Origin of the sequence: Candidatus Methylobacter favarea, from assembly GCF_902806695.1 — a bacterium.
Lineage (GTDB): Bacteria > Pseudomonadota > Gammaproteobacteria > Methylococcales > Methylomonadaceae > Methylobacter_B > Methylobacter_B favarea.
On sequence record NZ_CADCXN010000063.1, the window covers coordinates 1 to 19,901 of the forward strand.

At 48.6% G+C, this 19,901-nt stretch carries 17 protein-coding genes; 6 read left to right on the top strand and 11 right to left on the bottom strand.

Annotated features, from left to right (window positions below; all coding sequences use genetic code 11):
- Positions 1–302: 302 nt before the first annotated feature.
- The 3 genes from holA to leuS form a co-directional block, all read right to left on the bottom strand.
- Positions 303–1,325, bottom strand: a complete 1,023-nt coding sequence (gene holA, locus HUX64_RS09400; protein WP_174625974.1) for a DNA polymerase III subunit delta — start codon at positions 1,323–1,325, stop codon at positions 303–305.
- A gap of 1 nt (position 1,326) precedes the next feature.
- The gene (locus HUX64_RS09405) at positions 1,327–1,818 is read right to left on the bottom strand and encodes an LPS-assembly lipoprotein LptE (protein WP_174625975.1); all 492 of its coding nucleotides are present in this window, start codon (positions 1,816–1,818) and stop codon (positions 1,327–1,329) included.
- Positions 1,819–1,928: 110 nt separating this feature from the next.
- The gene (gene leuS / locus HUX64_RS09410) at positions 1,929–4,382 is read right to left on the bottom strand and encodes a leucine--tRNA ligase (RefSeq protein WP_174625976.1); all 2,454 of its coding nucleotides are present in this window, start codon (positions 4,380–4,382) and stop codon (positions 1,929–1,931) included.
- A gap of 82 nt (positions 4,383–4,464) precedes the next feature.
- On the opposite strand from leuS, the gene HUX64_RS09415 reads away from it, so the two are divergent.
- The 3 genes from HUX64_RS09415 (at position 4,465) to lnt (ending at position 7,535) form a co-directional block, all read left to right on the top strand.
- The gene (locus HUX64_RS09415; RefSeq protein ID WP_174625977.1) at positions 4,465–4,950 is read left to right on the top strand and encodes a zinc ribbon-containing protein; all 486 of its coding nucleotides are present in this window, start codon (positions 4,465–4,467) and stop codon (positions 4,948–4,950) included.
- Positions 4,951–5,007: 57 nt separating this feature from the next.
- Entirely contained in the window at positions 5,008–5,784 is a 777-nt protein-coding gene (locus HUX64_RS09420; RefSeq protein ID WP_174625978.1) for a ParA family protein, read from the top strand.
- A 182-nt stretch (positions 5,785–5,966) separates the two neighbouring features.
- Positions 5,967–7,535 carry an apolipoprotein N-acyltransferase gene (gene lnt, locus HUX64_RS09425; RefSeq protein WP_174625979.1) on the top strand — a complete coding sequence of 523 codons (1,569 nt, stop codon included), beginning with the start codon at positions 5,967–5,969 and terminating at the stop codon, positions 7,533–7,535.
- Between the two features lie 113 nt (positions 7,536–7,648).
- Here the strand turns inward: lnt and HUX64_RS09430 are convergent, their stop codons facing one another.
- The 7 genes from HUX64_RS09430 to HUX64_RS09460 all read right to left on the bottom strand — a co-directional run bounded on the left by HUX64_RS09430 (position 7,649) and on the right by HUX64_RS09460 (position 17,318).
- Entirely contained in the window at positions 7,649–10,897 is a 3,249-nt protein-coding gene (locus HUX64_RS09430; protein ID WP_174625980.1) for an efflux RND transporter permease subunit, read from the bottom strand.
- Positions 10,897–11,982, bottom strand: a complete 1,086-nt coding sequence (locus HUX64_RS09435) for an efflux RND transporter periplasmic adaptor subunit (protein WP_174625981.1) — start codon at positions 11,980–11,982, stop codon at positions 10,897–10,899. Before HUX64_RS09435 ends, HUX64_RS09430 begins: the two co-directional genes overlap by 1 nt.
- A 170-nt stretch (positions 11,983–12,152) precedes the next feature.
- The gene (locus tag HUX64_RS09440; RefSeq protein ID WP_174625982.1) at positions 12,153–13,550 is read right to left on the bottom strand and encodes a TolC family protein; all 1,398 of its coding nucleotides are present in this window, start codon (positions 13,548–13,550) and stop codon (positions 12,153–12,155) included.
- A 224-nt stretch (positions 13,551–13,774) separates the two neighbouring features.
- On the bottom strand, positions 13,775–13,975 hold the full coding sequence (locus tag HUX64_RS09445) for a YgaP family membrane protein (RefSeq protein ID WP_174625983.1): 201 nt from the start codon (positions 13,973–13,975) through the stop codon (positions 13,775–13,777).
- Between the two features lies 1 nt (position 13,976).
- Positions 13,977–15,257 carry an NAD(P)/FAD-dependent oxidoreductase gene (locus HUX64_RS09450; protein ID WP_174625984.1) on the bottom strand — a complete coding sequence of 427 codons (1,281 nt, stop codon included), beginning with the start codon at positions 15,255–15,257 and terminating at the stop codon, positions 13,977–13,979.
- A 334-nt stretch (positions 15,258–15,591) separates the two neighbouring features.
- Positions 15,592–16,308, bottom strand: a complete 717-nt coding sequence (locus tag HUX64_RS09455; RefSeq protein ID WP_174625985.1) for a hypothetical protein — start codon at positions 16,306–16,308, stop codon at positions 15,592–15,594.
- Entirely contained in the window at positions 16,305–17,318 is a 1,014-nt protein-coding gene (locus tag HUX64_RS09460) for a tryptophan--tRNA ligase (protein ID WP_174625986.1), read from the bottom strand. The genes HUX64_RS09455 and HUX64_RS09460 overlap by 4 nt, the downstream gene beginning before the upstream one ends.
- A 207-nt stretch (positions 17,319–17,525) precedes the next feature.
- Here HUX64_RS09460 and HUX64_RS09465 point away from each other — a divergent pair, with 207 nt between their 5' ends.
- From HUX64_RS09465 to HUX64_RS09475, 3 genes are all read left to right on the top strand, one after another.
- Complete coding sequence (locus tag HUX64_RS09465) at positions 17,526–17,825, top strand: PilZ domain-containing protein (protein WP_174625987.1); 300 nt, start codon at positions 17,526–17,528, stop codon at positions 17,823–17,825.
- A 298-nt stretch (positions 17,826–18,123) separates the two neighbouring features.
- A complete protein-coding gene (locus HUX64_RS09470; RefSeq protein WP_174625988.1) occupies positions 18,124–18,528 on the top strand; it encodes a 6-pyruvoyl trahydropterin synthase family protein in 405 nt (134 codons plus the stop codon).
- Between the two features lie 6 nt (positions 18,529–18,534).
- On the top strand, positions 18,535–18,990 hold the full coding sequence (locus HUX64_RS09475) for a DUF1249 domain-containing protein (RefSeq protein ID WP_174625989.1): 456 nt from the start codon (positions 18,535–18,537) through the stop codon (positions 18,988–18,990).
- Here HUX64_RS09475 and galU read toward each other — a convergent pair.
- On the bottom strand, positions 18,987–19,868 hold the full coding sequence (gene galU, locus HUX64_RS09480; RefSeq protein ID WP_174625990.1) for a UTP--glucose-1-phosphate uridylyltransferase GalU: 882 nt from the start codon (positions 19,866–19,868) through the stop codon (positions 18,987–18,989). The genes HUX64_RS09475 and galU overlap by 4 nt on opposite strands.
- Positions 19,869–19,901 lie beyond the last annotated feature (33 nt).

Consider the following 19,901-nt stretch of genomic DNA (forward strand, 5'->3'; position numbering starts at 1 on the left):
CTCCGTTAAATCATTGGGTGCATTTTATGACACCGTGTGGGTAAGGAGGAGTCCATATCATCATTGCGAAAACTATGTTGCATACCCCTTGCTGGGTATGCAACGAGTGAAGCAGGACGGCTGGGGCTGCCGCAGGCATGAGCGGTCGCGTAATTTTTGCTGCTTGTTGGGCAGGGAGGCTCATAAAAGCTTTCGCAAAAATAGCGACTCCCCGCTGGATTTGGCTCGGCACTCATGCCGAATATGACAAGATGCTTGCCTAACATAGAACTTAACCAACGCGGTTATTTTTCAGCTTTGCGTCAGCCCGTATTCGCCAAAACCTCTTGCGATGCGAACATAAGGCAGATTGCCAATAGCGTTTCCCAGGCATCCCCCTGCTGTTGGCCTTTAATCTGGCGATCGGCCTTAGCGCTCAATACCAGTATTTTATTCAGATCAGTTTCGCCAAGCCTGTTAAGTGCGGCATTAACAAGCTGTTTGCGATTATCCCTGATCTGGCTATTTTTGAAGTTTTCTCCATGCCGACCGTGGGCTGAAGATAGCTTGATTTTGAGTAATTCCCTGGCATCGCGCGTCAGCGCCCATAGCACAACCGGGGCGGCATTCCCTTCCGCCTTTAAGCCCGACAATATTTTAAAAACCCGGTTTACATCGGCTGCCAGCGCACTATCAACCAGCTTAAACACATCGTATCGGGAACTATCGGCGACTGCATCAAAAATCTGTTGATTGCTGATAGTTCCGGCGCCGTGTAATACATAGAGTTTCTCAATTTCCTGGACGGCCGACAGAAGATTTCCTTCAATTCTGCCTGCCAATATCCGTAACCCCTCTGTTTCAGCATGCAGGCCGCGGCGCTGCATCCGCTGCTGCAACCAGGGAATTAGATCCTGTCTTTCCGGAGGCCAGACCTGAATAATAATTCCGACCTTATCCAGGGCTTGCAGCCAGCGCGACTTGAATGCTTCTTTCGCCACCTTGCCAGCCGTAACAAGCAACAGCACATCTTCGGGCAGCCGATCACAATACGCGATCAGGGCCTTGGCGCCATCGGCTCCGGGCGTGCCGGAATGCATTCGTAAGTCAATGATCTTCTTGTCGGAAAAAATAGACAGCGAACCTGCGGATACCGTTAATTCTTTCCATTCAAAGCCTGTTTCAACGGAAAAAACTTCACGCGTTTCAAAGCCCGCTTTTCTTGCCGCCTTTCTGACAGCATCGGCCATTCCGCCCAGCTGCAGCGGCTCATCGCCGCTGATAAAATAGACGGGCGCTATTTTTTTTTGCAGGGAGACCTTTAATTGCTCAGGCTTTAAACGCATGTTATTTAGCCTTGGCTTGCAGTACGACCTGGATGCGAGTGATTATATTCTGGACGGCCTGTTGATACATTTCACTGCGGATCACGGCTTCTTCATTGTCCTTTGCCATAATATCCTGCTGATCATTGAAATATTCTCGTCTGACCTCAACAGGCTGCCGCTCCAGGACTTTAACATTGTCCCCTTTCACCAGCTCATATTGCAGGCGATAGTTCAGCTCAAACTCATTAGACCGGCCCCTCGAACTCAGAGACAGCGCGCGGCGCTGCATATCTTCACCGACTATGTTGATAATCATGCCAGCCTCGGCCGACGAATTGACAAGATTGCCGGACGCCGATTTCAAGGCGATGCGGAATTGGTCGCGAAACTCGGCAGAACCTCCTTGCAGGTAGATGTTTTTCATGCCTTCAGGCAATACTAAAGCGCCGCGTAAATGATAGCCGCAGGCACCTAGTAAAATAGCAACTATAAAAATAATTGGCTTTTTCATCAGCACGTCTTTTCTCTCATTAAATCCACCATCATAAAATTAAGCCTTTATCATTCCAACATGCAGACCTAGTAGCAAACGAAATTCTGCTACTTGCAAAGCATTATCATCTACACCACGATGTTAACCAGTTTTTTAGGCACCACTATGACCTTCCTGATGGGCTTGTTCTCAATAAAGCGTTTAACATTTTCATCATCCAGCGCGCTTGCTTCCACTTCTTTTAAAGTTGCCGATGCCGAAACCAGAATTTTGCTGCGCAATTTACCATTGACCTGAATAATCAGCTCCAATGAATCCTGTTCCAGCGCTGCCGCATCAACTTTTGGCCAGGATTCGCTAACTACAGCTTGGGGATGGCCCAAATCCAGCCACAGTTGATGGCAGATATGCGGCACAATCGGCGACAGCATTAATACAATGGCTTCCAGCGCTTCCTGGCGTATGGCTTTGCCGTTATCGGAATCATCAGTAAACCGGGATAAGGCGTTAACCAGCTCCATATTGGCGGCAATGGCGGTGTTAAAGATATGGCGTCTGCCCATATCATCGCTGACTTTCCGGATGGTTTGATGAAGCTGGCGGCGAACGCTTTGCTGCTCGTCCGTGAGTGCGGAACCTGATGTAACGCTCATAGTAGAACCGCCGGCATTAATATGCAGATAAGCCTGTTTCCAGAGCCTTTTAAGAAATCTGAAGGCGCCTTCAACGCCGCTGTCAGACCATTCGAGAGATTGCTCGGGAGGCGATGCAAACATAATAAACAAGCGAACGGTGTCAGCGCCGTATTGATCAATCAAGGCTTGCGGATCGACCGTATTGCCCTTGGATTTGGACATTTTGCTGCCGTCTTTTAACACCATGCCCTGAGTCAGCAGCTTTTGGAATGGTTCATCACAGGCCAGCAAGCCTTCATCGCGCAATAATTTGGTATAAAACCGGGCATATAGCAAATGCAAAATGGCATGTTCTATGCCGCCGATATAATGATCCACAGGCAACCAGTAATCAGCCTTTTCATCGAGCATGCCATCCGCCGGGCTACTGGCGAACCGGGCAAAATACCAGGAGGATTCCATAAATGTATCAAAGGTATCGGTTTCCCTGCGCGCAGATCTGCCGCAACTTGGGCAAGCCGCGTGTGAAAACGTCGGATGGGCCACCAGCGGCGATTGCGAGCCGTCCAGAACCACATCGCGCGGTAATTCCACCGGCAGATCCTGCTCTGGAACAGGAACCGTGCCGCACTCATCGCAATAGATAATTGGAATCGGGGCCCCCCAGTAACGCTGCCTGGAAACGCCCCAATCGCGCAGGCGGAACATAGTTTTCCGCTGTCCCCGATTATTGCGCTCCAGGACATCTGCAATAGCAGCACAGGCCTGCTCTGAAGTCAAACCGTCAAATTCACCTGAATTGCGCAATACGCCCTTAACCGTGTAAGCCTGTTCCGAGCAAATGTCATTTTCGCCGTTTTTGGCACAGATCACCTGTTTGATAGGAATGCCGTATTTTTTCGCAAATTCAAAATCACGCTGATCATGGGCCGGCACAGACATCACGGCGCCGGTACCGTACGCCATTAAAACAAAATTGGCGATCCAGATAGGAATTTCCTCACCGCTTATCGGGTGGATAGCTTTGATTCCTGAATCGACCCCGCGCTTTTCCATGGTCTCCATAGCGGCTTCGGAGGTTTCGATCATCTTGCAGTCAGCTATGAATGCACGGATTTCAGGCCTGCTTTCGGCGGCCTTTAACGCCAACGGATGTTCGGCGGCGGCGGCAAGATAGGTGACGCCCATCAAGGTATCAGGACGCGTGGTATAAATTCTCACGGGCTGATCCATACCCATTACAGAAAAATCCATCTCGACGCCTTCAGAGCGGCCGATCCAGTTGGCCTGCATAATTTTTACCTGTTCCGGCCAGCCGTCCAGGGTTTCCAGTGAAGCCAGCAGTTCATCCGCATAGGCAGTGATTTTTAAAAACCACTGGGCGATTTCCTTGCGTTCAACAGGCGTATCGCAGCGCCAGCAACAGCCATCGATCACCTGTTCATTCGCCAGAACAGTCATATCATTGGGACACCAGTTGACCGGCGCCGTCTTTTTATAAACCAGACCTTTAGCCAGCAATTTCAGGAAAAACCATTGCTCCCACTTATAATAAGCCGGGTCACAGGTGGCTATTTCCCGCTTCCAGTCGTAACCAAAGCCCAATCGTTTAAGCTGGTCGCGCATATAGTCGATATTGCTATAGGTCCAGTCGGCCGGATGAACGCCGTGCTGCATCGCGGCGTTTTCGGCAGGCAGACCAAAGGCATCCCAGCCCATAGGCTGCAATACATTTTTTCCCGACATGCGCTGGTAACGGCTGATCACATCGCCTATCGTATAGTTACGGACATGCCCCATGTGTAATTTACCGCTGGGATAAGGGAACATCGATAAACAATAATATTTTTCCTGCGTGGAAAACTCTGACACATTAAACACGCCTGAGGCTTCCCAGGCCTGCTGTGCTTCTTTCTCAATAGCCAGCGGCTTATAATTTTCTTGCATCCTTCTCGTCTTTTACCGGTCAAATGCGTTAGAATACCGTACAGTCGCCTAAATCTAAAGCGTCATTTTCAGGAGTTGGATCATGAATAAAAATAAACTTGTCAAAGCTTATATGGATTTTATGGAGCACCTTTATGAAGCAATGGACGACACACTCCATTCTTTTGCTGATGCGCTGGAAATTTCAAAAGAAAAAACAAGAGAAACCAGCGACTTGACTGACGAGGAACTGGACAGGGTTTCAAATTATGTCAAGCGCGATATTGAACATGCCGCTCATGGATTAACCAGTAAGGAAGATAGCCAGTCGCTGTCCGAATGGTTCAAATTCGACATCGAACTGCTTGAAAACTTCGCGCTGGATGCATTTTTAAGCCTTGCCGATAAAACCCGTCTGGAACTGGCCAAACTTGAACAACAAGCTGAACAAAATACCTACCATAGCGGCGACATAACCGGACCTGGAACTTTTGTTTGCGACTTCTGCAATAAGGAAATTTCATTCAAGTCAGCCAGCGAAATTCCAAAATGCCCCGATTGCCGCGGCAATACTTTTTTCCGCCTTTGATATTAGCGGGGCAAGCCTTATAATGCGGTTTTAATCTGTTGATTCACGGGGAATAACATGCGCAGGGTCATTTTCAATCAGAAAGGTGGTGTCGGTAAATCAACCATTACCTGCAATCTGGCCGCTATCAGCGCCGTTGAAGGCAAACGCACCTTGGTTATCGATCTGGATATACAGGGTAATTCCACGCAATACCTGCTGGGCAAGAAAGTTGGCGATAGCGATAAAACCATTGCCCATTTTTTCAAGGAAAGTCTGAGTCTTTCGCTGTTTGGAGGCAATAATCCCGGACTTGAGGAAGTCATTCATGAGACCCCCTTCCCCAATCTTTTCATTATTCCATCCCATCCCGAACTTGAACCCTTGCAAGGCCGGCTGGAATCACGGTTTAAAATATTCAAACTCCGAGAAGGCCTAGAAAAATTGCAGGGCTTTGACTCGATTTATCTGGATACCCCGCCGGTTCTTAACTTTTACAGCCAATCCGCATTAATTGCTGCTGACAAATGCTTGATACCCTTCGACTGCGATACCTTTTCCCGGGAAGCTTTATATGTATTAATGCAGACCATAGCCGAAATTAAAGCCGATCATAATCAAAACCTTGAAATCGAAGGCATCGTTGTTAACCAGTTTCAAAAGCAGGCCAATCTGCCGCGCCAGCTGGTTGATCAGCTTATTGGCGAAGGACTTCCTGTTCTTAACGCCATGATTTCACCCTCCGTTAAAGTCAGAGAGTCACATTCAGAATCGCAGCCCTTGGTGCATTATGTTCCCAACCATAAACTGACTGATGAATACCGGGCTTTACATGCAGAAATTCACAGCCATTAAATTCACAGCTATTAAGGTTCAAGGTTTGGGAATAGGCATTTAACCTGCTCCTTGATAGCTTTTGGGTTATCTTGCTTATTTCTGAACAGCAATGCGAGTCTGACTGCTTTCGATGTCTTAATCTGCAGATAGTCATTGTACTGACCCTGCAATGACTACAATTTCTCTTCTCTTACCCTGCTATGATCCGCTTTCTATCAGATAAAGCCAGGCTTTGGTTGCTGCCGCTATGGTCCGGAATTTTAATAGGCACCAGTTATATTCCCTTCCCTCCCTGGGCTTCCCTGTTCTGCTTTGTGCCGTTGTGGATTTTCTGGCGGCAGCAGACCAGTTTTAAAAACGTTTTTCTTGGCGGCTTGATTACTGCTTTTATCTTCACACTGATTGGTTTTAACTGGGTTACCTATCTTTTGCATGAATTTGCGCATCTGGAATGGCCCATCGCCATTCTGGGCATGCTGCTCTATGCCCTGATAGCCCATCTGTTTGTACCTATAGCCGGAGTACTGTGGCTATGCGGCCAAACTAAATTCAACTGGCCTGACTGGCTTTCACTGAGCTTCATGGCGCTTATTACTACGCTGTGCGAAGCTTACTCATTCACCGTGTTTGACTGGAACTTCGGTTATTCCTGGTATGGCGCCAATATGCCCATTTATCAGTGGGCAGAAATTATCGGTTTTAGCGGACTCAGCGCTGCTACGCTACTATGCAACCTGCCGCTTTATCTTGCCTGGAAAAAGCGCAAGCTGAAATCCGGCAAGATCCTGTTGGTAACTGTAATAATCAGCTTTATGCTGCTTAATGTGGGCGGTCTCTGGCTTAAGGAAAGGCTTCCTGAGCCGGATGCCTCTTTCAAAACCTTGCTGGTTCAGGCAAGTATCGGCAACTCGGAAAAAATAGCCGCCGAACTGGGAAAAGGCTATCCACGGGAAATACTCAGGCGTTATACGACACTGACCGATAAGGCGCTTGACTCAGCAGGTACCAGGATTGATTTTACCCTATGGCCGGAAACAGCTTTCCCGGAATTGCTGGGAGAGGAATTCAGATTCAATGAACTGCCTGTTGCCTTAGCCAGATTTCTACGCGAACGGCAGCTGGCTCTCATCACCGGCGCCTACGGCGTAGACGAGCGTTCCCGTCTGATTACCAATTCATTGTTTATACTCGATAAAAACGGCGAGATTCTACCGTCTCATTACAGTAAAACCATTTTGCTTGCTTTTGGTGAATATATACCTGGCGAACAATTTTTTCCGGAACTGCGCAAGTTCTTGCCGCCTATCGGCCATTTCGCGCGAGGCTTTGGACCAACTCAGCTGCTGAACCTGAATGGCTATAAAATGGGGCCGCAAATTTGCTATGAAAGTCTTTTCCCTGGCTTTTCGCGCTCGCTGGCTGATCTGGGCGCCCAGTTTATCGTTAATGTGACCAATGATTCCTGGTATGGCGCCTGGCAGGAACCTTATCAGCACATGTATATGACTCTGGCGCGAGGCGTAGAATTTCGCAGACCCGTGCTGAGAGTCACCAACACAGGCATTTCAACGGTATCTCTGGCATCGGGCGACATTCTGGAACGCTCACCGATACATCAACCCTGGACTGGAGTCTATGAAGTCCCCTATCTTACCAATCCTTCGGCCACTTTTTACCAACGCTGGTTTTGGCTGGTGCCTTTCCTGCTGTGGAGTGCGTTGGCTTTATTGCTGGGAACAGGAGTTCTCTGCAAGTTAAAAAACCAATAGCAAACATGATAGTGATTAAACCTGCCTAGCCTGGGCGATTTGATTAACGTCTACCGTATTCATTCTTCTCTGTTAAAAATCCGAAAAGCCAGGGAAGCCATTTGCTTAAGTGTTTATCGGGCTTCCTTATTGATTAAATAATAAACCACCGGAATCACCAGCAAGGAAAACAGGGTCGAGGCAAAAATACCAAAGATAAAGCTCCATGCCAGTCCTGAAAATATCGGGTCCAGGATAATCACAAAGGCGCCGAACATCGCCGCTCCCGCGGTCAGGAAGATCGGCCGCAAGCGAATAGCACCGGCCTCTATCAGGGCTTCTGCAAGCGCCACATCGGCACGGGCGCGGATGCGCTCGATAAAGTCGATCAGGATAATCGAGTTGCGCACCACGATACCCGCCAAGGCGATCATGCCGATCATCGCCGTGGCGGTAAAATAAATCGGGTTGGGGTAACCGGCAATCGGCACAGCAAATAGATTAAGCAGCCAGAAGCCGGGCATGATGCCGATGACGGTCAGCGGGATGGCTATCATCATCACCAGCGGCACGCTCAGCGATCCGGTTTGTCCGACCAGCAGGACATAGATCATCACCAAAGCGGCCGCAAAGGCTAAGCCAAGATCACGAAATACATCGACAGTGATTTTCCATTCGCCTTCGCCCGCAAGTTCTGCGGTATAACCTTCGGGCAAGGGCCGTATCTCCAAGGCGTCATTCAGATCGAAAACCGCTTCTACCGGACTTCGGCCTGCCATACTGGCAATGACATAATTCACTCGTTGCAGATTTTTGTGATAAATGGGCTGATCTTCGCTTTCTATAGCGGCGGAGCCTATTTCACTTAGCGGCACCAGATCGCCCTGCCCTGTTTTAACCCGCAAAGCCAATAAATCGGCAACCGACGAGCGGAGCGCACGCGGCAGTTGCAGGATGATTTCCAGAGGCTGGCGTTCGCTGTCCAGATGAACGATGCCAACAGCCTTACCTGCGACGGCGATGAGCAGGGTTTCTGCAACTTGCGCGACGCTGACGCCGGACAAGGCGGCTTTTTCGCGATCCAGGTGAAAATGCACCTTGTCATGCGGCGCTTCGGAAAAATCATCGACATCAACGACGCCTTCGGTTTTTTCCATATCGGCCCTGATTCGTTTGGATATGGCTACCAGGCTGTCGATACTGCCTTCAGGCGGGCCATAGATTTCAGCGACCAGGTCGGAAAGCACCGGCGGCCCGGGCGGAATTTCCACGATTTTCAGGTTTGCGCCAAATTTCTTGCCGAGCCGTTTTATTGCAGGCCGAATGCGCAAGGCGATTTCGTGCGATTGTTGTTCGCGACGGTCTTTGGGTAATAGATTAATTCTGACTTCACCCAGATAACCGCCGCTGCGTAAATAATAGTGCCGAACCATGCCATTAAAGTCCATCGGCGCGGCAAGACCTGTATAGCTTTGATAATCGGTGACTTCGTTGACGGTAGCCAGATAACTGCCCAAAGCGCGCGCAACTTCATCGGTTTGTTCCAGCGTCGAGCCGCGCGGCATATCGATGATGATTTGCAGTTCGTTTTTATTGTCGAACGGCAATAATTTGAGCGGAACGGCGCGGGTTATGGCCAGCAGAGTTGAGGCCACAAAGGCTATCAGCACCATCAGTAAAAATAATTTAGCGCGTCCAGAGGTTGCCAGCAGCGGGCCGAGCGTGGCTCGATAAGCCCTATAAATAAAAGTTTGTTTAAGCTCTAGCGGCGCTTCGTTACCCTGCTTGTGGTATTCGCTTTGCAGCAGTTTGAAACTGGCCCAAGGCGTGACGGTAAAGGCGACAATCAGGGAAATGATCATCGCTATCGGCACGTTGAAAGCCATCGGCGCCATGTAGGGCCCCATCATGCCGGTAATATAAAACATCGGCAGAAACGACACAATCACGGTGAAAGTCGCCAGAATGGTCGGCGGCCTGACTTCATCGACGGCCGTCAACAGCGCCTCCAGCGGCGATTCCTTGCGCAGTTTATAGTGCCTGTGGATATTTTCGACATCGACAATCGGATCATCGACCAGCAGACCCAACGACAGAATCAACGCAAACAAGGTGACGCGGTTGATCGTATAGCCTGAAATATAGTCCAGCAACAAGGTCAGCGCCAAAGTCATCGGCACGGCGATCGACACGATAAACGACTCCTTCAGCCCCAGCGAAAAAGCCAGCAGCACGACGATAATCACGATCGCAAAACTCAGGTGTTTAACCAGCTCGTTGACCTTGTGGTTGGCGGTTTCGCCGTAATCGCGAGCAATCGTCAGCAAAACATCTTCAGGGATCAGGCTGCCGTGCATTTTTTCCGCCGTGGCAATAACGGCTTCGGCGACGTTGACGGCATTGCTGCCTTTACGTTTGGCGACGGCAATGGTGACCATCTGGCGTTCCTGTCCAGCCAGAGGCTTGTTGCCGGCGGCCTTGCCAATTGTGGGCAAAGCTTCGACAGCCGGACCAAAGCCGATCCGGGTGTAATGACCGACATCGGCCGGGCCGTCTTCAATACGGGCCACATCGCGCAGAAAAACAGGCCGCCCGGCAACACTTTTGATGACGGTCGCGCCTACGTCATCCGATGACTTAAAATGAGGGCCGGCTTCGAGCAGAATTTCACGGTTGCCGCGTTCAATGCTGCCGGCTTGCAGATTAATGTTTGCATTAGCCAGCGCCTGCGTGACCTCAAGCAATGTTACGCCATGCGCGGCCAAACTGGCAGGGTTGGCATAAATCGACACCCGCCGCTGTTCGCCGCCGACAACCCAGCTTTTACCCACGTCGCCGACGCCTCGAAGGGAAATAATCAGCTCATCGGCGATGCGCCGCAAGGCCATCGAATCATAGTTATTATTTTGGGCCGAGAGCGTCAAGAGGACGATAGGCACGTTGTCGATTTCAACGGGCGACACTTTCCAGCGAGTGACGCCGGGCGGAATATGATTCTGGTTGGACATGAGCCTGTCCCAGGTTTTGACCAGGCTGTCTTCAAAATCCTGGCCGACGAAATAACGCACGGTAACAACCGCGGCGCCTGGCCTGGAGACGGAATACACATATTCCACGCCTTCAAGCTGCTTGAGTAAAACTTCCAGCGGCGTGGCAGCCAGTTTTTCAACTTCTTCGCTGGAAGCGCCCGGATATTCCACAAGCACATCCATTACCGGCACGACAATCTGCGGGTCTTCTTCGCGGGGCGTGAGAATCAGCGCTGCCCCTCCCGCCAGCAGGGAAATAATCAGGAACAGTATGGAAAGCTGCGAAGTAGTAAAAACTTTGACAATTCTTGTCGTCAATCCCCGTTTGGGGCTTTGCTTGTGCAGGTCAGCCATTATTGCGCTCGTTGCGGATTGGTTATAACGGTTTCACCGGCATGCAAGCCGGAAATGACTTCAATCTGGTCGCCGAAGGTTTTGCCCGCCCTGATATGGCGCATAAGCTGCCGGCCTTCCGATAAGAGCTTGACAACTTCCAGTTGCCCGATGCGCTGCACTGCGCTGGCAGGAATCAATAAGGCTTCATGCTGGCCGCAGGCTTGTTCCAGCCAGCCGAAATAGCCAGGCTGCAAGCCTTCGATTGCAGGCAGTGCGATTTTGATCCGCCGGGTGCGGGTCTGCGGGTCGACTTCTGGACTGAGCTCGTCAATTTGAGCATTTGTTGTTAGGCCCAGCGTATCAATGCGCACGGTGACAGTCATGCCGGTGCTGTAACGTCCGGCGCAAGTGCTGGGGACGTCGGCTTCAAGCCTTAAGCCTTTTGGCGTTTGTAAAGTCACCACGGCTATGCCGGGCAACCCCATGTCGCCGGGTTCTTTAAGACGTTTAACAACAACGCCGTCAAAAGGCGCGAGTAACAGCGCATCAGCCAGATGGGTTCTGATTTCACTAACAGCGCTTGCCGCCTGATTGACGCCGGCCTGCGCCTCTTTTGCCTGCGCGCTTACAGTATCCAGTTTTTCGCGGGTTGCCGCTTCCTTGCCATACAGGCTGCGGATGCGCTGTTCGTCTGCCCTGGCGCGATTCGCCCGGGCATTGGCTCCGGCAAGCGCAGCAAGAGCCGCATTCTCCTGAGATTTAATGTCACGTTCGTCAAGACGGGCGATGACATCGCCTTTTTTAACTTTGTCGCCGGCTTTGACCCTGATCTCGATAATCCGGGCCGTCATTTTTGGGGCAATATTGGCTACGGTTCTTGCTCTTACCGTGCCGGGCCAGGCGAGCATATCGTCAACCTGTCTTTTTTCGACAACAGCCGTGCTGCTTTTCGACGTGTTTGAATCGCCCGGCAACGGGCTTAAGCCTGGGGGCGCTTTACTGACAAAACTGCCTTGCATATAGAGCAGCAACAGAATCAAGGTTAAACCGGCTGCAGAAATTGCAGCGATTTTTTGGGTATTTTTGTGTCCGGTTTGCAGCATGATATCTCCTTTATTTGGCTACTCGTTTAATGACAGGCAGTTTAAAGTCAAGTCTTTCGTGGAGAGCTTGTCGAACCATGACCCTTCGGCAAGGATCTCCTGAGCATAGCCGAAGGGCCCAGGGCGAACGGTTAAACCTGGCATGTCTTCTGCCTTGAGCAGAAAGCTCTTTATTTCCAGTCGCCGATTGCTTTTTTCAAGGCGGCTTCAGCACTCAGGGCATCGTAATGCGCCGCGATAGTGCTGGATCGAGCCTTATTTCTGGCGACTTCGGATTCGATATAACGGGTGACCGTGACCATTTCAGCACGTCTTTCCTCATTAACCAGTCTTAAGGCTTCGTCAGCCGCCAGCACCGATGTTTCGGCAACGTGCAAACGCGCTAAAGCTTCTTTAAGATTTAGAAATGCAGTTTTAACTTCCTGTTCAATAGCCAGTTTGGTTTTCCGTTCCGTTTCACGCGCTTCTGCTGCTTTTCGTTCTGCTGCTCGGACACGTTGCTGGGTGTTAAAACCGGAAAATAAATCCATTTCGACGCTGACGCCGGCGGTAACATTGTCCTTTTCACTGTTAAAGCCTGGAGATTGGCTATTTTGACCGTAGCTTACATAAGCATCTGCTTTGGGCAAATAAGCGCCCCGCTCGCTTTTTAACTGCCGCACACTGATATCCACCCGGCGGGCGGCGGCTTTAACTTCGGGGCGCTGTGCCATTGCCTGATCGAGCAAGTCATTAAAGGATGCCGGCAACTTGGGTTTGGGTAATAGGGAAGATGACGATGCGACAGTAAATGCTTGAAAACTGGATAAGCCTAGTAATTTGGCAATACTGGTTTTGGCTATTTCAATGGCGTTGGCGGCTCTTATTTCAGCGCTCTGCGCTTCAGCCAGTTGTACCTCCAGTGATAACACATCGGATTTAAGGACAGTTCCCGCTTCGTATCGACGCTGCGTTTGTTTTAACTCGCTGGCAATTGCGGAAATGGAGCTCTGCGCGACTTTATGCGCTTCTATAGAAGCCAGATAAGCATAATAGGTAGCAGTGACGGCTTCAATCAGGGCATTACGCACTGTCGAGCGTTCAAACTCTGCTGCATCTACGCCCAGCTCCGCCGCTTTACTATTCTGATAATCCTGACCGCCACGGAACAGGGACAGTTTTCCTATGATTTCGGGGCGAAAATTTTGCCGGTAGCCGGGATTATTAATGTTATTGATCGAGTTGGAATCGAAATCCCTTTGCGCGACGATCATCCCGAATACCTCAGCCGGATTGTTGGAATGCTGATAGCCAACTCTGGCTGTGAGTTGGGGATAAAACGCGGACAGAGCAATGCCCAATTGCGCTTCAGCCTGGCTGATGCGTTCAGTGGCGATTTGCAGATCAGGATTGTTGGCTAATGCATAATCAATGGCCTGATCGAGACTAAAAAACTGGCCGCTTAATTTTTCCGGAACGGCGTTATCTGCAGAATTTTTGGGAACAGGGTCCGCCATAGCTGACATATTAAATAGCATTGATAGCGGCACCAGACTCAATGCCAGGCTGTTTTTTATTGTTTTCACCATAATCTTTCCCTACAGACTGGATTGCAGGCCGGGTTAGCGGCAACGCAATCTCATACGCATTACTTAAGGCATGACTATGCGAAGTCGGGGCGGTGGATTAAAAGTTAACCCAACTTAGCGCGTTGCATTCAAGTTTATTCGTATCAGCTTGGCGTTCAGCGTAGCGCGAGATATTTTAAACGTTGAAAATCCGTATTTGACCGGAACTGTGCGCTACAAGGCAATCAGAAAGCGCAGCCCGGCTTGACGCCCAGCTTTTTAAGCAGCATTGCGACCGGGCAAAACCCCGTAAATGCTGACTGAAATAAATTAGCGCCAACAAAAGCGGTGAACCATAGCCACATTTCAGAATGATAATGCGCCAGCAACAGGCTAATCAGAATAAAACTGCCTGCCACAGCAAAAACTACGCGATCGATGGTCATCTTATTTTCCTTTCAAACGGACTATGCCCATTAATTTGAGCATTGATTTTTCATAAAAAGGCTCACTGATGCCTTTTCTGATTTTACGCATGAAATATTTCTCAAAACCTATTTTTGCCCAGTGCACCCATTTACCTTCGGCCGACCAGGTGGTATTGCGCGGCGGAATTTGCGGCTTGGCCAGAAAAGCCACGCCGGAATCGCCAAAATCAGCCAGACATAAAGCGTTCCATGTCGCTTTGTGGGTCGGCTCTTTGCCGGCCAGTTCATCGGCAATATTATGCGCGGCGGCAGTCACCATCGATTCGATCATATAGCCTGTTTTTGGCGTACCAACAGGCAAGGGCGTTGCTTCAACCGGCGGAATGGCAACACAAACGCCGACGGAATAAATATTTTTAAAGGCTTTATTGCGCTGATATTCATCCACCATAACAAAGCCGCGCGCATTAACCAGACCTTCAACACCAATATTACGCAGGGCGTCAATACCGGTAAAAGCCGGCAACATCATGGAGTGATTAAATGGCAGTTCATGTTTTTTCTTGTCCTTGCCTTCCTCATCGACCTCGGTAACGTACATCATGCCGGCTTCAATCTTGTCGACCCTGGCATTCGTTATCCATTTAATATGCTTGTCACGCAGGGCGCTTTCCAGCAGGCCTTTGGTATCGCCGACACCGCCTAAACCCAAGTGACCGATATAAGGTTCGGCGGTAACAAAAGTCATCGGCACTTTGTCACGAATTTGCCTTTTGCGTAATTCCGCTTCAAGAATCATTAAATATTCATAGGCGGGGCCATAACAGGAAGCTCCCTGAACCGCGCCGACAACAATCGGGCCGGGATTTTCCATAAATTTGTCCCAATCTTTTACTGCGACGGCCGCATGATCGACATGACAGACGGATGAGGTATAGCCATCCGGCCCCAAGCCTGGCACTTCATCAAAAGCCAGACGCGGGCCGGTGGCAATAACCAGGAAGTCGTAAGCAACGGCTGAACCATCCTCCAGATGAACCTGATTATTGACGGGATCAACTTTTGTTGCGGCTTTTTGAATAAATTCTATGCCTTTTTTTTTAAAAACCGGGGCTAATTCAATCTTCAGCTCTTCAGGCTTCCGCCATTTAGGTGGAACCCAGGGATTTGACGGGACAAAATGAAAGGTGGGCGTATCGGAAATGACGATGACATCATGATTTTTCCCTGCCGTTTCCTTCATTTCATAAGCCATTGGCACGCCGCCAATGCCTGCGCCTAAAATTACAATACGAGCCATGCTGCTTTCCTCATTAATAGTTAATACTACGTGCCTGGATTAATTGTCCCTGGGTTAATTGTAAACCTATTAAGAAGACGATACATCAACTCAACAACGCAAAATCAATCAGTCAAAAGATCGACAACCTAAAAAACGAATTTGCGCTTATTTTTGCCATTGCTACTCTGCTGTCCTGCGCGAATCGGCTGAGCGCACTATCAATAAACGTTGGCAGAGCATAAGCGCCCTCCAGGATCAGGCTCAGTCTAATAAATGCCTGAAAGTCAGGCTAATGAATAAATGTTCTAAATAAATCGCGGTTGGGGGGAAACAACCGTAAACAAGACCTTGCTTAATAATGCATCGCCATAAAAACATTTTTATAGGAAATATACATTAGCGTTGAAACCAGCATATATAAAACGGGGGTTAATAAAGGGGTTATTCCCGTGCATAACAATGCCTCAACAATTATAAAGCCAAGCAGCGTATAAAGCGCTTTCTGATTTTTAGCGACGGCCTTATCGCCCTGCTCTTTTGCTTCACTCCAACTGTAATTTCTAAATAACATCAGCGGATAACTGAACCAGCTGGCAAAGGTAGTAAGCATCAGCAAGACAAAAATCAGCGTGACATTGGCATAGGCATAGATCCATCTGGTTACCTCCCACATCGATTTATTATCCAGATTCTCCGGCGTTAGTTCCCAGTAAAAAAAGAATCGCCCTATCTTATAAAACTCTCCTGAAAAAATAGCGGACAAGGCCATGAATACAAACCAGCAAATGACTATGCAGCTTGCCGCTATTACGGCTAACGGCAAGCTTTTGTTAATCGCCCAGTAAAGGCGCACTGAATAGTCTCCTGAATACTTGAGATCGATATATTTTGCAACGCCTACGCCGACAAACAGGCAAGTGACAGAGAAGAAAACACCCAGCGCCAAAGAAATTCGTCCTACACTTAAAATGATGCCGATAAACAAACAATATCCAGCCCACACCGCTGGGCCGCGCCCGACAAATAGCAAGGCTTGCCTGAGCCAATCGCTGAAGGTTGCCCGTTTCACAACGAAATCCTGGAAATACCGACTGCTTCGCGCAAGGTTTTAATAAAAGGAACACTTATTGCGCGCGCTTTTCGGGCGCCTTCCTGCAACTCTTCTTCAATATGCGCCGGCGCCTGCATTAAAGCTTCGTAGCGTTCCCTTGCAGGGGCAATATGGTTATTAATATACTCAAACAGTATCTGTTTCATTTCTCCCCATGAAATACCCTCGGCATAACGGCGTCTTATTTCATCTGTTTCCGCTTTTGAGGCAAAAGCCTGGTATAGGCTGAATAAGGTACAGCCATTCGGATCCTTTGGCTCACCCGGCTCAAGAGAATTGGTTTTAATTTTATTAATCAGTTTTCTCAGCTTTTTCTCGGACTCGAATAATGGGATGGCGTTATTGTAGCTTTTACTCATTTTACGGCCGTCCAGCCCGGCTAGCGTCGCGCCGTTCTCCTCGATTATCGCTTCCGGCAAGACGAAATGCTCTCCATAAATATGATTAAACCGTCCGGCGATATCCCTCGCCATCTCAATATGTTGAATCTGGTCTTTGCCCACAGGAACCTTACTGGCGTTAAACATCAATATGTCGGCCGCCATTAATATGGGATAGCTGAACAAGCCCATGCTAATGCCTTTATCGGGGTCATGTTCGCCGTCTTGCTCATTCTCGGCAACAGCCGACTTATAAGCATGGGCCCTGTTCATCAGTCCTTTTGCCGTTACACAGCACAACATCCAGGCCAGTTCCATAATTTCAGGGACATCTGATTGCCGGTAAAAAACGGTATTTGAGGTATCCAGCCCCAAAGCCAGCCACGTCGCGGCAATTTCCCGGCTGGATTTTCTGATTTTTTCCGGCTCCTGGCATTTGATCAGGGCATGGTAATCGGCAAGAAAATAAAAAGGCGCTACATTCGCGTCTTTACTTGCGGCAATGGCCGGTCTGATGGCGCCCACATAATTACCCAAATGCGGCGTGCCTGTGGTTGTAATTCCTGTCAAAACTATTGCTTTATTCATGCGCTAACTGAAAAACCCTGTCTATTTTGATTGTAAACTGTGCATCATATTACATAAATTCCGGCTAATGCCAGGGGCGCAGTCAATTAATAATTTCCTTGTAAATCATGCCCCTTAATGTTTCTTTTGTAGTACACTTCACCGCTACAGCTAACTGGCACAGCCAGTGAGAGTGAGTACGTCTAAAGTCCTGATCAGGGTAATACTATGTTGGAATATGATGAAAAACGTAATTATATTCGGATGGTGGTGGATTGTGACATTATCTATAAAATTGCTGACTCGGATACTTTATACCAGGGACGCTGTAAATCCATTAGCGGAGCGGGCGTTTCCTTTATAGCCGATCAGTTTTTAACGCCGGGCAAGGCAATGGAAATAAACGTTATTCCCAAAAATGCAATTACCCCGCCCTTGACCGCTTTCATTGAAGTAGTACGGTGTACGAAACAGGACAACGGTAATTATGAAATTGCCGCTACCATTCAAAGCATAAAAGGAAATTAACCCCCTGAAGTTATACAAATTCAACCGATGCTTTTATTTCAGGCAGTGTTAACTTAATGTAAAATGTTTGTTAATAGGTAATTATTCAGCACTCCCGAAAATAAGGCGGCGAAAACAGGATCAACCGTCTGCCGTGGAAATTGTGGATGCGCTACAGTCGCCAGTAAAATTATTAGGTCACTAAAGTTGCCCTGCACCTCACATCATGAGGCTGGGGCGTGCTGAATATTGCTATCTAAATCAGCCTCAAGTACCTGAAAACTGACGACTATAAGTTTGACAATGCCTTATTTCAATTATGTTTACGATTACCAAAGACATCTATTTCTGTTACGGCCACCGGCTAATGAACCATGCCGGCAAATGCCGGAATCTACATGGACATAGCGTTAAAGCTTCGGTTTCAGTCGAACGAAAGGAACTTGACGAACACGGCATGGTCTGTGATTTTTCCGATATCAAAGACTGCGTTGAAACCTACATTACGAAATATCTTGATCATAATTTTCTGTTGCATAAGGATGACCCGATTATTCCCATGCTGACAGAAAACAATGAACGTTTTCTCGCACTCGATGAACACCCCACCGCTGAAGTTTTGAGTAAAATGATTTACCAGCATATGAAAATGGCCGGTTTCAAGGTTGCCCAGGTCGTGTTATGGGAAACAGCCAGCGCCCATGCCTGCTACCGTGAGAATTGACAGCAAATGAGTTTTATTAATCCCGTCAACAAGTCACTCTGCCTGGAACAGGTCTGCGAGTCCAATTATCAGAAGCTTTTCAAGTTAATTCCGGACTTGCTGGCGTTTAGGGAAAGAGCTATTGGACTTGCGCCCAACAACACGAATCTTTATCTTGAAGTCATTGAGCACTCACCCTATACAATGACTGTTGAACTGAGTTACTGTTTCAATAGAAATCTGGATGAGTTTCTCGAACCTGCCGTTAAGATAAGAGTTTATCTGGATGCTCAACTGGCTGAAGTGTTAAATGATCATACCCGGGCAAGCGTATCAGAAGTTTTTAAAGACCCGGGCATGAGTTGTGAAATCATGAATTACAAATGGCGCCTGAATTATTTTCTGCAAAAATGGCTGGATCACTGTTTAAAAAAAGATTATCAATTCAATACTGAATCCCTGCTGGGAGAAGCCCTGGCTTAAAGCGACATCGTCAAATTCTTCAGGTAAGCTAAAAAGTCATCTTTCAGCTCCTTGTGCATCAATCCATGCTCTACGGTTGCTATTAAAAAACCCAGCTTGGATCCGCAATCATAACGCTTGCCTTCAAATTCATAGGCCAGCACCTGTTCATCGGCCAATAAATCAGCAATCGCATCCGTTAATTGAATCTCGCCGCCGGCCCCTCTTTCCGTCTTCCGGATCTTGTCAAAAATAGCAGGCGTCAGAATATAGCGCCCAACTACGGCCAGATTTGAGGGAGCTGCATCGGGTTCAGGCTTTTCCACAATCAGTTCAATAGCGCCCGCTGATCCTGAAAATTCAGCCGTGCTGACAATACCGTATTTATCGGTTTCGGAGGGGTCAATTCTTTCAACCCCCAGGATAGACGACTGTTTTTCCTCATACAACTTAACCATCTGCGCCATACAACCGCGCGCGCCGTCCTGAATCAGGTCATCCGCCAGGATGATGGCAAAAGGCTCATCGCCTATAACAGGCCGGGCGCAATAAACCGCATTACCAAGACCTAACGCTTCAGCCTGTCGAATAAAAATACAGGAGACATGCGGCGGCAGAATATCCTGAATCAGCTTCAGAATTTCAGCTTTACCCTTTGCTTCCAGCTCTTTTTCAAGTTCATAGGCTTTATCAAAGTGATCGATTATGGCGTTTTTACTGCGCCCGGTAATAAAAATCATCGTATCGATGCCGGCCGCAACCGCTTCTTCTACCGCATATTGAATCAGCGGCTTATCCACAATAGGCAACATTTCCTTGGGACTTGCTTTGGTGGCGGGTAAAAAACGGGTTCCCAAGCCGGCCACCGGGAAAACTGCTTTGGTAATCTTTTTGCTCATTAAAATTTTCCTTTATGACTACTGCTAAATATC